The organism is Phenylobacterium sp. (genome assembly GCF_028290885.1).
Lineage (GTDB): Bacteria > Pseudomonadota > Alphaproteobacteria > Caulobacterales > Caulobacteraceae > Phenylobacterium.
In genome coordinates this window covers 1-11,696 of record NZ_JAQGIZ010000200.1, presented here as the reverse complement: position 1 = coordinate 11,696, position 11,696 = coordinate 1, and the positions used below count along the sequence as shown (strand labels likewise).

Annotated in this window: 14 protein-coding genes and 1 tRNA gene; 12 read left to right on the top strand and 3 right to left on the bottom strand. The window is 70.1% G+C overall.

Annotated elements, in window-relative coordinates; all coding sequences use genetic code 11:
* From JWP28_RS13815 to JWP28_RS13770, 10 genes are all read left to right on the top strand, one after another.
* Positions 1 to 525 (top strand): TetR/AcrR family transcriptional regulator (locus JWP28_RS13815; RefSeq protein WP_299543750.1); only part of this gene is annotated, 525 nt, incomplete at its 5' end.
* Positions 522 to 1,499: an HlyD family efflux transporter periplasmic adaptor subunit gene (locus JWP28_RS13810; protein WP_299543748.1), complete on the top strand. Its 978-nt coding sequence runs from the start codon at positions 522 to 524 to the stop codon at positions 1,497 to 1,499. The genes JWP28_RS13815 and JWP28_RS13810, both read left to right, overlap by 4 nt.
* On the top strand, positions 1,496 to 2,413 hold the full coding sequence (locus tag JWP28_RS13805) for an ABC transporter ATP-binding protein (protein WP_299543747.1): 918 nt from the start codon (positions 1,496 to 1,498) through the stop codon (positions 2,411 to 2,413). The genes JWP28_RS13810 and JWP28_RS13805 overlap by 4 nt, the downstream gene beginning before the upstream one ends.
* Complete coding sequence (locus tag JWP28_RS13800; protein WP_299543745.1) at positions 2,410 to 3,543, top strand: ABC transporter permease; 1,134 nt, start codon at positions 2,410 to 2,412, stop codon at positions 3,541 to 3,543. Before JWP28_RS13805 ends, JWP28_RS13800 begins: the two co-directional genes overlap by 4 nt.
* A 34-nt stretch (positions 3,544 to 3,577) precedes the next feature.
* The gene (gene mtnN, locus JWP28_RS13795) at positions 3,578 to 4,327 is read left to right on the top strand and encodes a 5'-methylthioadenosine/S-adenosylhomocysteine nucleosidase (RefSeq protein ID WP_299543743.1); all 750 of its coding nucleotides are present in this window, start codon (positions 3,578 to 3,580) and stop codon (positions 4,325 to 4,327) included.
* Between the two features lie 40 nt (positions 4,328 to 4,367).
* Positions 4,368 to 4,778, top strand: coding sequence for a cytidine deaminase (cdd, locus tag JWP28_RS13790; RefSeq protein ID WP_299543741.1), 411 nt, complete (start codon positions 4,368 to 4,370; stop codon positions 4,776 to 4,778).
* Between the two features lie 42 nt (positions 4,779 to 4,820).
* The gene (locus JWP28_RS13785) at positions 4,821 to 7,367 is read left to right on the top strand and encodes a helicase-related protein (protein ID WP_299543740.1); all 2,547 of its coding nucleotides are present in this window, start codon (positions 4,821 to 4,823) and stop codon (positions 7,365 to 7,367) included.
* Positions 7,364 to 7,648 carry an RNA-binding S4 domain-containing protein gene (locus JWP28_RS13780; protein ID WP_299543738.1) on the top strand — a complete coding sequence of 95 codons (285 nt, stop codon included), beginning with the start codon at positions 7,364 to 7,366 and terminating at the stop codon, positions 7,646 to 7,648. The genes JWP28_RS13785 and JWP28_RS13780 overlap by 4 nt, the downstream gene beginning before the upstream one ends.
* Before the next feature lie 97 nt (positions 7,649 to 7,745).
* Entirely contained in the window at positions 7,746 to 8,087 is a 342-nt protein-coding gene (gene fdxA / locus JWP28_RS13775) for a ferredoxin FdxA (RefSeq protein WP_299543736.1), read from the top strand.
* A gap of 319 nt (positions 8,088 to 8,406) precedes the next feature.
* Entirely contained in the window at positions 8,407 to 8,925 is a 519-nt protein-coding gene (locus JWP28_RS13770) for a CarD family transcriptional regulator (protein WP_299543734.1), read from the top strand.
* Between the two features lie 80 nt (positions 8,926 to 9,005).
* Here JWP28_RS13770 and dctA read toward each other — a convergent pair whose 3' ends face one another.
* The gene (dctA, locus tag JWP28_RS13765) at positions 9,006 to 10,301 is read right to left on the bottom strand and encodes a C4-dicarboxylate transporter DctA (RefSeq protein WP_299543733.1); all 1,296 of its coding nucleotides are present in this window, start codon (positions 10,299 to 10,301) and stop codon (positions 9,006 to 9,008) included.
* Between the two features lie 74 nt (positions 10,302 to 10,375).
* Between dctA and JWP28_RS13760 the strand changes: the two genes are divergently transcribed.
* A tRNA-Arg gene (locus JWP28_RS13760) sits at positions 10,376 to 10,452 on the top strand.
* Positions 10,453 to 10,495: 43 nt separating this feature from the next.
* On the opposite strand, the gene JWP28_RS13755 is transcribed toward JWP28_RS13760, so the two are convergent.
* Both JWP28_RS13755 and JWP28_RS13750 read right to left on the bottom strand, forming a co-directional pair.
* Positions 10,496 to 10,696, bottom strand: a complete 201-nt coding sequence (locus JWP28_RS13755; RefSeq protein ID WP_299543731.1) for a hypothetical protein — start codon at positions 10,694 to 10,696, stop codon at positions 10,496 to 10,498.
* Between the two features lie 113 nt (positions 10,697 to 10,809).
* Positions 10,810 to 11,373 (bottom strand): AGE family epimerase/isomerase, encoded by a 564-nt coding sequence (locus JWP28_RS13750; RefSeq protein WP_299543730.1) that lies wholly within the window; start codon positions 11,371 to 11,373, stop codon positions 10,810 to 10,812.
* Here JWP28_RS13750 and JWP28_RS13745 point away from each other — a divergent pair.
* Positions 11,342 to 11,533 carry a hypothetical protein gene (locus JWP28_RS13745; RefSeq protein ID WP_299543729.1) on the top strand — a complete coding sequence of 64 codons (192 nt, stop codon included), beginning with the start codon at positions 11,342 to 11,344 and terminating at the stop codon, positions 11,531 to 11,533. The genes JWP28_RS13750 and JWP28_RS13745 overlap by 32 nt on opposite strands.
* The last annotated feature ends 163 nt before the right edge of the window (positions 11,534 to 11,696 follow it).

Sequence of the window (11,696 nt, the reverse complement as noted above, 5' to 3'; positions counted from 1 at the left end):
GCGGGCGTCTCCAAGGGCGCGCTCTACCTCTACTTCGAGACCAAGGAGGATATCTTCCGCGCCGTGGTCGCCCAGGCCATCGCGCCCAACATGCAGGCGATCCGCGCCATCATCGCGGCGCACCCGGGGCCGTTGTCGGAGCTGCTACGGTTGGTGGCCGTACGGGTCAGCGTGCTGGTCGAAACCCTGCCCGTGGGCGGGGTGCTGAAGATGGTGATCGGCGAGGCGCGCAATTTCCCCGAGCTGGCCCGCGTCTGGCACGACGACCTGGTGGCCCACATCCTGGGCGCCCTGACCGACGCCATCCACGCCGCCCAGGGCCGCGGCGAGGTGAAGGCGGGCGATCCGCGGGCCTACGCCCTTGAGATCATCTCCCCGATGCTGATCGCGGTGATCTGGCGCGAGACCTTCGTGCCGGTCGGCGCCCAGCCCTTCGACCTGCCGGCGCTCGCCCATCAGCATATCGAGACCATGATCGAGGGGCTGAAGGCCAGAAGCCCGAAGGATGGGGAGGCCGGCGCATGACCCGTCAAAGGCTCCTGGTCGTGGCCCTGTTGCTCGTCGCCCTGGCGGTGATCGCGGCCCTGGTGCTGGCGCCCCGGCTGGGCCGCCACGCGGTGCTGAGCGGCTATATCGAGGGCGAGCCGCTCTACCTGGCGGCGCCGGTCGCCGGCACGGTGACGGCCATGTACGTGGTTCGCGGCCAGGACGTGGCGGCAGGCGCGAAGCTGTTCGTCGTCGATCCGCAGCAGCCGCTGTCGGCCCGCGACCAGGCGGCCGCCGAGGTGGCCGCCGCCCAGGCGCAGGCGATCGACGCGCGCAAGGGCCAGCGGCCGCTGGAGCTGGCGGTGCTGGACGCCAATATCGCCGCCGCCGAGGCCCGCGCCCGCGACGCCGAGGCGGCGCTGCGCCGGGTCTCGGTCCTCACCGCCAAGGGCTTCGACTCCAAGGCCGCCCTCGATGACGCCAAGGCCAACGCCCAGAACGCCGAGGCCCAGGTGAAGGCCGCGAAGAAGCAGCGCGACGTCGGGACCCTGGGCGCACGCGAAGACCTGATCCGCGCCGCTGACGCCAGGGTGCGGCAGGCCCAGGCCGGACTGATCGGCGCGGCCGCGCGGCTCTCCGACAACGCGCCGGTCGCCGTCTCAGCCGCCCGCGTGGAGGACGTCTTCTTCCAGCAGGGCGAGTGGGCGCCGGCCAACCAACCCATCCTCAGCCTGTTGCCGGACTCGCGGATCAAGGTGCGGTTCTTCGTGCCGGAGGCGGCGCTCAGCGCCTACCGCGTGGGCGGCGTCGTGCGCTTCGCCTGCGACGGCTGCGCCAAGGGGCTGACCGCGAAGATCGCCTACATCTCGCCGCGCCCTGAGTTCACCCCGCCGGTGATCTACAGCCGCGAAGCCCGCGACCGGCTGGTCTATCTGGTCGAGGCGCAGCCCTCCATGCGGCTGAACCCCGGCCAGCCGGTGGATGTCGAGCCCCTCGGGGAGCCCCGCAAGTGACCGCCGCCATCGACGTGCGGGGGCTGAACAAGAGCTTCGGCGACAAGCACGTCGTGAAGGACCTGTCGATCCGGGTGGAGGAGCGCCGGATCTGCGGCTTCCTGGGCCCCAACGGCTCGGGCAAGACCACCACGCTGCGGATGCTCTGCGGCCTGCTGACGCCGGATAGCGGATCGGGGACCTGCCTTGGCTTCGACATCATCCGCCAGGCCGACGAGATCAAGCGCCGGACTGGCTACATGACCCAGCGATTCTCGCTCTACGAGGACCTGACCATCGCCGAGAACCTGGAATTCACGGCCCGGGTCTACGGCCTCGACCGGCGCGGTGAACGGGTGGACGAGGCATTGCGGCGGCTGGGGCTGGCCAACCGCCGCGGCCAGCTGGCGGGCGAGCTCTCTGGCGGCTGGAAGCAGCGGCTGGCGCTGGCCTCGGCAACCCTGCACGAGCCGAAGCTGCTGCTGCTCGACGAACCCACCGCCGGCGTCGATCCCAAGGCCCGCCGCGACTTCTGGGACGAGATCCACGAGCTGGCCGGCCAAGGCCTCACCGTTCTGGTCTCCACCCACTACATGGACGAGGCCGAGCGCTGCCACGAGATCGCCTACATCAGCTACGGAAAGCTGATCGCCCGGGGCACGGCCGAGGAGGTGGTGGCGGGGTCGCACCTGGTCACCTTCCATGGCGAAGGCCCCGACGTCGGCCGGCTGGCGCACGAGCTGCACGGCAAGCCGGGCGTCGAGACCGTCGCCCCGTTTGGCGCGGCGGTGCACGTCAGCGGGACCGACCGCCGGGCGCTGGAGGCGGCCATCGCGCCCTGGCGCAAGCCGCCCTATCGCTGGAGAGAAGTCGAGCCGACGCTGGAGGACGTGTTCATCAAGCTGATGGGCCAGGCGGAGGACAACTTCGCATGAATGGCTTCTCGGCAGGCCGCGTCGCCGCGGTGATGATCAAGGAGTTCAAGCAGCTCACCCGCGACCGGCTGACCTACGCCATGATGCTGGGCCTGCCGGTGATCCAGCTCTTGCTGTTCGGCTATGCGATCAACACCGAGCCGCGCCACCTGCCGACCGCCGTCCTGGTGCAGGAGGACAGCGTCTTCGCCCGCTCGATCGTCAGCGCCCTGCACCACAGCGCCTATTTCGACCTGACCGCCCAGGCCCGCTCGCCGGCCGAGCTCGACCAGATGATCCGCCAGGGCCGGGTACAGTTCGCGGTGACTATCCCGGGCGACTTCACCCGCCGCGTGGCGCGCGGCGACCAGGCCCAGGTGCTGGTGGAGGCCGACGCCACCGATCCCTCGGCGACTGCCGGGGCGGTAGCGGCGCTGGCCGCCCTGCCCGTCCAGACCCTGGCCCACGACCTGAAGGGCGCGCTCCTCCCCCGCGGCCAGGGGGCACCGCCGTTCACGGTGGTGGTCCACGCCCGCTACAATCCCGAGGCCATCACCGCCTACAACATCGTGCCGGGGCTGCTGGGCATCATCCTCTCCCTGACGCTGGTGATGATGACGGCGCTCAGCGTCACCCGCGAGACCGAGCGCGGGACCATGGAATCCCTGCTCGCCACCCCGGTCGAGCCGCTGGAGGTGATGGCCGGCAAGCTGGCGCCCTATGTGGTGATCGGCCTGGTGCAGACGGCGATCATCCTGCTGCTGGCGCGGTTCCTGTTCGGGGTGCCGATGGCGGGCGGCTGGGTGGGCCTGTCGATCGGCGTGGGCCTGTTCATCGTCGGCTCGCTGGCGCTGGGCTTCCTGATCTCCACGGCGTCCCGCTCGCAGCTGCAGGCCATGCAGATGAGCGTCTTCTACATCTTCCCCTCGATCCTGCTCTCCGGGTTCATGTTCCCGTTCCGCGGCATGCCGGTCTGGGCGCAGGTGCTCGGCGAGGCGATCCCGGTGACTCATTTCCTGCGAGTGGTGCGCGGCGCCCTGCTGAAAGGCCAGAGCCTGGGCGACATGTGGCGCGAGCTGCTGGCGCTGCTGGCGTTCGTCTGCGTGGTCACGGCGCTGGCGATGGCCCGCTATCGGCGGACGCTGGACTGACCTAGGTTCCCCGTTCGGAGAGGTTGAGGTCCAAGTGTTCGGAATACTGTGCGCCACGGTCGAAGAGCTCGTGGCCTTGCGGGCGCGGCTCGATGTGGACGCAGAGCCCGAGACTCACGGCCCGACGCGGGTCTGGCGGGGCCGCTATGCGGGCGAGCCGCTGGTGCTGGCGCAGGCTGGGATCGGCAAGGTCAACGCCGCGGCGGCGGCCACCCTGCTGCTCGGCCTGTTCGAAGTGTCGGCGCTGATCTTCTCCGGGGTGGCCGGCGGCCTCGATCCGGAGCTGCCGGTGGGCGCGGTGCTGCTGGCCGAGCGGCTGGCGATCCACGACTATGGCGTGATGGCGGGCGGGCGGCTGACCGTCACGGCGTCGGGCGTGATCCCGCTAGGCGCGCCGGAGCTGGAGGCGCTGTCGCCGGTCCCCGAGGCGGTGTCGACCACGCTGGCGCGGCTGGCCGAAGTGCTGCGGCCGCAGCTCGATGCGCCGGTGCAGCTGGGCGGCATCGTCACCGCCGACTACTTTCTGAACTGCGCCGAGACCCGCGGCCAGCTCCACGCCCGCTTCGCCGCCGAGGCGATCGACATGGAGTCCGGCGCGGTCAACCAGGTCGCCGAGGCCTGGGGCGTGCCGCTCTACGTGATCCGCACCCTCTCCGACCTGGCCGGCGAGGAGAGCCACCTGACCTATCCGCAGATGGCCCAGATGGCGGCGCACAACTCGGCGCTATGCGTGATGGCGCTGTTGGAGCTTCTGACGGTGGACGCGTCTATCCCGCAGCCCTAGACTTTTCCGTCCCTTGGGTTCGCTGCGGGACACTCCCTCCATGACCGATACGTCCGCGATCGCCGCCGAGTTGCGACGGCTGTTGCCGCGGGCGCACGCGCCCTACTCCGGCGTGCGGGTGGCGGCCGCCGTGGAGGGCGCGGATGGGCGGCTGCACTATGGGGTCAATGTGGAGAACGCCGCCTATCCGCAGGGGCTGTGCGCGGAGGCCAGCGCCATTGCGGCGGCGGTGACGCAAGGGGCGAGCGAGCTGCGGCGGGTCTACGTGACCTCGTCCCTGCCGGGCCTGGTATGGCCGTGCGGCGGCTGCCGGCAGAAGATCTTTGAGTTCGCGTCCGAGGGCTGCGAGGTGGTCAGCCTGTCGCCAGAAGGTGACACCGGGCGCCAAACGATCGAGCAGCTGCTGCCCCTGGGTTTCCGCCTGGAACCCGGCGAGGGCCGGCGCGTCTAAGTGCCGCTTGCCCGACTCCTTTAGCGACCCCAAATTCAGAACATGAGCGACCGGCCCACGGGTGTAGCGCCGCCAAGACTGGTGGCGGTGCTGGGCCCCACCAACACCGGCAAGACCCATCTGGCGGTCGAACGGATGCTGGGCCACGCGTCGGGCATGATCGGCCTGCCTCTGCGGCTGCTGGCCCGCGAGATCTACGATCGGATCGTCAAGCTGCGCGGCGCCCGCGCCGTGGCCCTGATCACCGGCGAGGAGAAGATCGTCCCGCCGCGGCCGCACTATTTCGTCTGCACCGTCGAGGCCATGCCGCTGTCGCGCGAGGTGGAGTTCATGGCGGTCGACGAGATCCAGCTCTGCGCCGACCCGGAGCGCGGCCACGTCTTCACCCACCGCCTGCTGCACGCACGCGGAACCGCCGAGACCATGCTGCTGGGCGCCGGGACCATGGCGCCCCTGGTCCGCCGCCTGCTGCCGCACGCCGAGATCGTCACCCGTGAGCGGTTCTCTGCGCTGACCTACGCCGGGCCGAAGAAGCTCACCCGCCTGCCGCGCCGCTCGGCGGTCGTGGCGTTCAGCGCCGACCAGGTCTACGCCATCGCCGAGCTGATCCGCCGCCAGCGGGGCGGTGCGGCGGTGGTGATGGGGAGCTTGAGCCCCCGCACCCGCAACGCCCAGGTCGCTCTCTACCAGTCCGGCGAGGTGGACTTCCTGGTGGCCACCGACGCCATCGGCATGGGGCTGAACATGGACGTCGACCACGTCGCCTTCGCCGGGCTGCGCAAGTTCGACGGCAAGCGCACGCGGTTCCTCTATCCGCAGGAGGTGGGCCAGATCGCCGGGCGCGCGGGCCGCTACCAGCGCGACGGGACCTTCGGAGTCACCGGCGAGGCGGAGGACATGGACGAGGACCTGGTCAACGCCGTCGAGGAGCACCGGTTCGAGCCGGTGACCGGGGCCGAGTGGCGCAATTCGAAGCTCGACTTCGGCTCCCTGCCCAACCTGCTCAAATCGCTGGCCAGGACGCCGGACCGCGAAGGGCTGCAGCTCTCCGCCGAGGCGCTGGACGAGACGACGCTGCGCCATCTGGCCCAGGACCCGCAGGTCGCCGAGCGCGCCAAGGGCCGGGCGGTCATCGAGCGGCTGTGGGACGTCTGCCAGACGCCGGACTTCCGCAAGCTGGCGCCCGAAGAGCACATGGGCCTGGCCAAGGAGTTCTTCCTGCACCTGACCGCCGGGCGCCAGCGCATCCCCGAGGACTGGATCGCCCGCCAGTACGCCCAGCTGGACCGCACCGACGGCGAGATCGACACCCTGGCGGCGCGGCTCTCCAGCGTGCGGACCCTGGCCTATGTCGCCAACCGCCCCGACTGGCTGGCCGACCCGGCGGGCTGGCAGGGCAGGATGCGCAACCTCGAGGACCGGCTCTCCGACACCCTGCACGAGAAGCTGATGGCCCGCTTCGTCGATCGGCGGACCAGCGCGCTGATGCGGGGTTTGCGGGTGCGCGAAGACATGCTGGCCGGGGTCGCGGCGGACGGCGCGGTGACCGTCGAGGGGCATTTCGTCGGCCGGCTGACCGGGGTGCGGTTCGAGGCCGCGCAAGGCTCGTCGGTGCTGGAGGAGAAGGCGCTGCGGGCCGCCGCCACCCATGCGGTGGGGCCGGAGATCGCGCGGCGGCTCGGCAAGCTGGCGGCCGAGCCGGACGAGGCCTTCGCGCTGACGCCGGACGGCGTGGTGCTGTGGCGCGGCGAGGCGGCCGGCGTGCTGGCGGGCGGTGAGCCGTTCCGGCCGCGCGTGCGCTTATTGGGAGAGCTTGGCCACGATGCGGCGCGCCAGCGGGCGGGCCAGCGGCTTGAGGCCTTCGTGGCCGGAGAGGCCGGACGCCGGCTGGGCGCGCTGCGCAAGCTGGAGGCCGCCGTGGCGGAGGGCCGGATCAAGGGCCTGGCGCGCGGCCTCGCCTTTCGGCTGATCGAGGCCGGCGGGGTGCTGGACCGCGCCCAGGTGCGCGCCGAGACCCGCGCGCTGAGCCAGGTGGAGCGGCGCACCCTGCGGGGCCTGGGCGTCAGGCTGGGAGCCTTCTCGGTCTATGCGCCGTCCCTGCTGAAGCCTGAGGCGCGCGCGCTCAGCCAGGCGCTGGCGGCGCGCGAGGTCTCCGGCTGGACCCCGGCTCCCGACAAGGTCTGCCGGCTGCCGCCGCAGGCGTCCTCGTCGCGTACGCTCGCCGCCTTCGGGCTCCGCGCCGTCCGTGGTCTGGCCGTACCCGTCGAGCAGCTGGAGCGGCTGGACGAGCTGATGCGGGCGGGCGCCAGGCAGGGCGGTGGCGTGGTGTTCTCCGACCAGGCCCGCGAAGAGCTCGGCTGGAGCGTCGAGGACGCGCGCGAAATCCTCAAAGGCCTGGGCTTTGCGGCCATCAAGCGGCCCGGCGAGACCCTGGCTTGGCGCCGCCGCTTCGAGCGCGAGTTCGCCGTCGAACACCGCCCCATCCTCGCCCCACACTCCCCGTTCGCCGCGCTTGCCGCGCTGAAGGGCGAGCCGGCCCCGGCGCGCCGTCCGCGCCGCCGCCGCAAGTCCGGGCAATCGCGGCCGTGAACGATGAGGCTTGCCGCGCCGACGTATGGCTGTGGCGCGCGCGCTTCTTCAAGACCCGCTCGCTGGCCGCCAAGTTCGTCGACGAAGGCCGCGTGCGCCTGACCCGCGCCGGCCACGAGAGCCGCCTCGACAAGTGCGCCCGGCCGGTGAAGGTGGGCGACGCTTTGGTCTTCGCGCTCGGCGGCCGGCTGGTCGCGGTGACCGTCGTGGCGGTCGGCGAGCGACGCGGCCCGCCAGGCGAAGCGCGAACGCTCTATTCGCCCTTAGAGATTTCTTCGTAGCGCCAGCCCCGTCGCGGCATTGACAAGCCTGCCACTGGCCGTGAAAAACCCGCGCCCCTACATCTCGGGAATCCCACGGAGTCCTAAAGCACCCGCCATGACCTACATCGTGATGGATCCCTGCATCAAATGTAAGTTCATGGACTGCGTGGAGGTGTGCCCGGTCGACTGCTTCTATGAGGGCGAGAACTTCCTGGCGATCAATCCGGACGAGTGCATCGACTGCGGCGTCTGCGAACCGGAATGCCCGGTCGACGCCATCAAGCCCGACACCGAGGACGACCCCGACGGCAAGTGGCTGCGAATCAACTCCGAATACTCGAAGGCCTGGCCGAACATCACGGTGAAAGGCGAGCCGCCCGCGGACGCCGAAGCTTTCGAACGCGAGACCGGCAAGCTCGATAAATACTTCTCCGAGAAACCCGGCCGCGGCTCCTGAGCGCACCCTGATCGGCAGGGGCGCGACACTCCGCCTGCCGGGGCAAGCCTTTCATTCGGCTTACGTTTGTGTTATGGTGTTACACGACGTGGCGCTCAGGCTCTTCGCCCTGCCCGTCGGCTTAGATGAAACGCCATTCCGGCGCGGTCCATGAGGGATAGCGCGGCGACTGGCGAAGGGTGTCTTTAGAGGTCTACTTCCGCCCCAAATGACGATGCCGCCGTGATCGCTTCGCGGAGAGCATGGCGTTGTCGCTTGGCGCAAATGTGAGTCAGCGGTCCGCGCGCAGTCCGGCCCAGGTTTTTGAGAAGGTGTCACGATGAGCAAGAACGGTCACGATTTCTCGATTGGCGATCATGTCGTCTATCCGGCCCATGGCGTGGGCCAGGTGCAGGGGGTCGAAACCCAGGAAGTCGCCGGTCTGAAGCTCGAAGTCTATGTAATCACCTTCGACCATGAAAAGATGACGCTGCGGGTGCCGACCGCCAAGGCGCGCACCGCCGGCCTGCGGGCGCTGGCCGAGACCAATGTCGTCACCCAGGCGCTGACCACGCTCAAGGGCCGCGCGCGGGTGAAGCGCACCATGTGGTCGCGCCGGGCCCAGGAATACGAAGCCAAGATCAACTCCGGCGACCTGATCTCCATCGCCGAGGTGGTCCGCGACCTGCACCGCGCCGAGAACCAGCCGGAGCAGTCCTATTCCGAGCGCCAGCTCTATGAATCGGCGCTGGACCGCATGGCCCGCGAAGTCGCCGCCATCGAGCGGATCGACCGCGACGCGGCGATCAGCCTGCTCAACCAGTCGCTGGTGAAGCCGCCGGCCGCCGCGGCCGCCTGATCTCCCGACGACGTCGATTTATCGAGACGCCCGGCCTTTGGCCGGGCGTTTTGTTGTCTCCCCCATGGATGGGGAGGCCATCAGTCCGCCTCGGCGCCGGACAGCAGGACCTCTGGCCCAGCGGCCGGGCCCTGGGCCAGCTCGGCGGCCAGGCGATCGCGGTCGAGGTCGCCTTCCCAGCCGGCGATGACCAGGGTGGCCACGCCGTTGCCCACCAGGTTGGTGAGCGCCCGGCAGGTGCTCATGAACCGGTCGACGCCGACCAGCAGGGCCAGCGCCGCGATCGGCAGGTTGGGGATCACCGCCAGCGTGGCGGCCAGCGTGATGAAGCCGGCCCCGGTGACGCCGCTGGCGCCCTTGGAGGTCAGCATGGCGACCCCCAGCAGGGCGGCCTCCTGCTGCCAGCTGAGCGGCGTGTTGGTCGCCTGGGCCAGGAACAGGGTGGCCAGGGTCATGTAGATGTTGGTGCCGTCGAGGTTGAACGAATAGCCGGTGGGCACCACCAGCCCGGTGGTCACCTTGCCGGCGCCCAGCCGCTGCAGCTTCAGCATGAGTTGCGGCAGCACCGTCTCCGACGACGAGGTGCCGAGCACGATCAGGAGCTCGTCGCGGATATAGGCCAGGAACCTGAGGATCGAGAAGCCGGAGACGGCGGCGATGGCGCCCAGCACCCCCAGCACGAAGACGATGGCCGTCAGGTAGAAGACCCCGATCAGCGCGCCCAGCTGGACCAGCGAGGCCACGCCGTACTTGCCGATGGTGAAGGCCATGGCCCCGAAGGCGGCGATCGGCGCCAGCTTCACGATCACCCCGATGATGCCGAAGAACAGCCGGCCGATGTCGTCGATGACCGCGGTGACCTTCTCGCCGAACTCGCCCATCCGCGAACAGGCGAGGCCGGCCAGGATGGCGAGGACCAGGACCTGCAGCAGGTCGCCCCGGGCGAAGGCTCCCACGAAGGCGTCGGGGACCAGGTCCAGCAGGTACTCGGCGAGGCCTGGGCCATGGTGGGCCTTGGTGACGTAGCCCGCGGCGATGGCCGGATCGAGCGTGCGCGGATCGATGTTGAAGCCGCGCCCCGGGTGCAGCACCTCGCCCACCACCAGGCCGATCAGCAGGGCGAAGGTGGAGACCACCTCGAAATAGACCACGGTGCGCAGGCCGAGGCGCCCGAAGGCCTTCAGGTCGCCCATCCGCGCCAGGCCGGCGGTGACGGTGCAGAAGATGACAGGCGCGACCGCCATCTTGATCAGCTTGACGAAGGCGTCGCCGAGCGGCTTCAGCGCCGCCCCGAAGCCGGGCCAAAGCGCGCCGACCAGCACGCCCAGCACCACGCCGATCAGCACCTGGACATAGAGCAGCCGAAGGTAGCGCAAGCCGGTGTCCCCCTCAGGCTTGTGGCGGCCGCGTTTGCACAGGGCCGGCGCGGAGGCTATCACGCGCACCGCGCGGCCCGGTAGCTCAGCCGGATAGAGCAGGGCTTTCCTAAAGCCAAGGTCGGGGGTTCGAGTCCCTTCCGGGCCGCCAGCCACCCAACGAGTTCAGGGCCCTTTGGAGGGAAGCCCCGGATCTATGCCCAACGTCCGAGGATGTCCGCAATCAGGCTCGCAGCGACAAGCACGAGGGCGATCGGCCACACCGCTGTGGAAATCACGGCCAGGACGCCGATCAGAAACAGCTCCCGCCCCCGCATCGGCCAGGCGACGTAGCACCAGCAGACAAGAAAAATGGCCGCCCCCGAAAGGTACAGCCACGATAGTGCTGCCAGCATCTACGAGACTCTCCCCGTTCGAAAGACGCCGGCGCCGGTGTCTTACCTCAGGCGCGGGCCGGGCGTGTCAGGCGCCGCACACCGACCATGTGCCGCCGCGACGCGCGGGCGACCTATTTCGTCTCGGTCGGCGGCGCGACGCTCCCACTGGAGACGTGCTTGAGGAGCTCCAGCACCGCGACCGAGATGTGGTAGAATGAGGTGGCCGGCGCCGGTTCGTCCACGAACGAGCCATCGGGAAGCATCTTGTCGCGCCAGGCGCCGCGGGCCGGAACCTCGAGGTAGCGGGCCAGGCTGTTGGCGGCGCCGAGCGCCTCGCCGGGCTCCCCGAAGATCAGAGCGGCCTTCAGGTATTCCGTCTGCGGCCACAGGCGAGCGGTTGCGTCACGCACCGTGAGGTCGTCCCACAGCACGTTCACAGCCACGCCGCGTCGCCGATCGACCCCCTGGAGGCCCCGTTGGAAGAGGATCCGCGCCGCATGGCGAACCTTGGCCTCGCCCCGGGCGCGGCCCCATCGCTCCAGCAGCCAGGCCCACTCGAACTGGTGGCCAGGCTCCACCCATCGGCCGTCGTCGCCGCCGGCAGGTCGCCAGTCGCCGTCGAAGAACTCGCGAAGGAAGCCGCCGTCGCCGTCGATGAAATGCTTGAGGCCCAGGGCGACGATCTCACCCGCCAATGTCGTCCAGACCGATCCCGGCTCGAGTTCGTCCCAGGCCAGGGCGGCCTCCAGGAGATGCTTCGTCGAGGGGAACCAGGTCTCGTTCCGCGACGACGTCTATGGCTGGGACGCCGAGGTGCTGCGCCAGCTGGACGCGGCGTCGGCGACCTACGCCTGACGCGCCGACCAAGGGTCCTCGGCCGTCAGAAGTGCGGGACGATCTCTTTTCGCAGGTGGCAGCCCCCGGTCCACAGATCGCGGCGCGGCTGCGAGACGATGAACATCCGGTAGCGGATGACCGGGCCGGCCTTGAAGCCGCGCTCGAGCTCTCCGGCCGGCTC

Bases quoted from the DNA above. Each gene is read 5' to 3' on its own strand.
- JWP28_RS13810 (WP_299543748.1), top strand. From the start codon at position 522: ATGACCCGTCAAAGGCTCCTGGTCGTGGCCCTGTTGCTCGTCGCCCTG.
- JWP28_RS13800 (WP_299543745.1), top strand. From the start codon at position 2,410: ATGAATGGCTTCTCGGCAGGCCGCGTCGCCGCGGTGATGATCAAGGAG.
- cdd (WP_299543741.1), top strand. From the start codon at position 4,368: ATGACCGATACGTCCGCGATCGCCGCCGAGTTGCGACGGCTGTTGCCG.
- JWP28_RS13785 (WP_299543740.1), top strand. From the start codon at position 4,821: ATGAGCGACCGGCCCACGGGTGTAGCGCCGCCAAGACTGGTGGCGGTG.
- fdxA (WP_299543736.1), top strand. From the start codon at position 7,746: ATGACCTACATCGTGATGGATCCCTGCATCAAATGTAAGTTCATGGAC.
- JWP28_RS13770 (WP_299543734.1), top strand. From the start codon at position 8,407: ATGAGCAAGAACGGTCACGATTTCTCGATTGGCGATCATGTCGTCTAT.
- JWP28_RS13755 (WP_299543731.1), bottom strand. From the start codon at position 10,696: ATGCTGGCAGCACTATCGTGGCTGTACCTTTCGGGGGCGGCCATTTTT.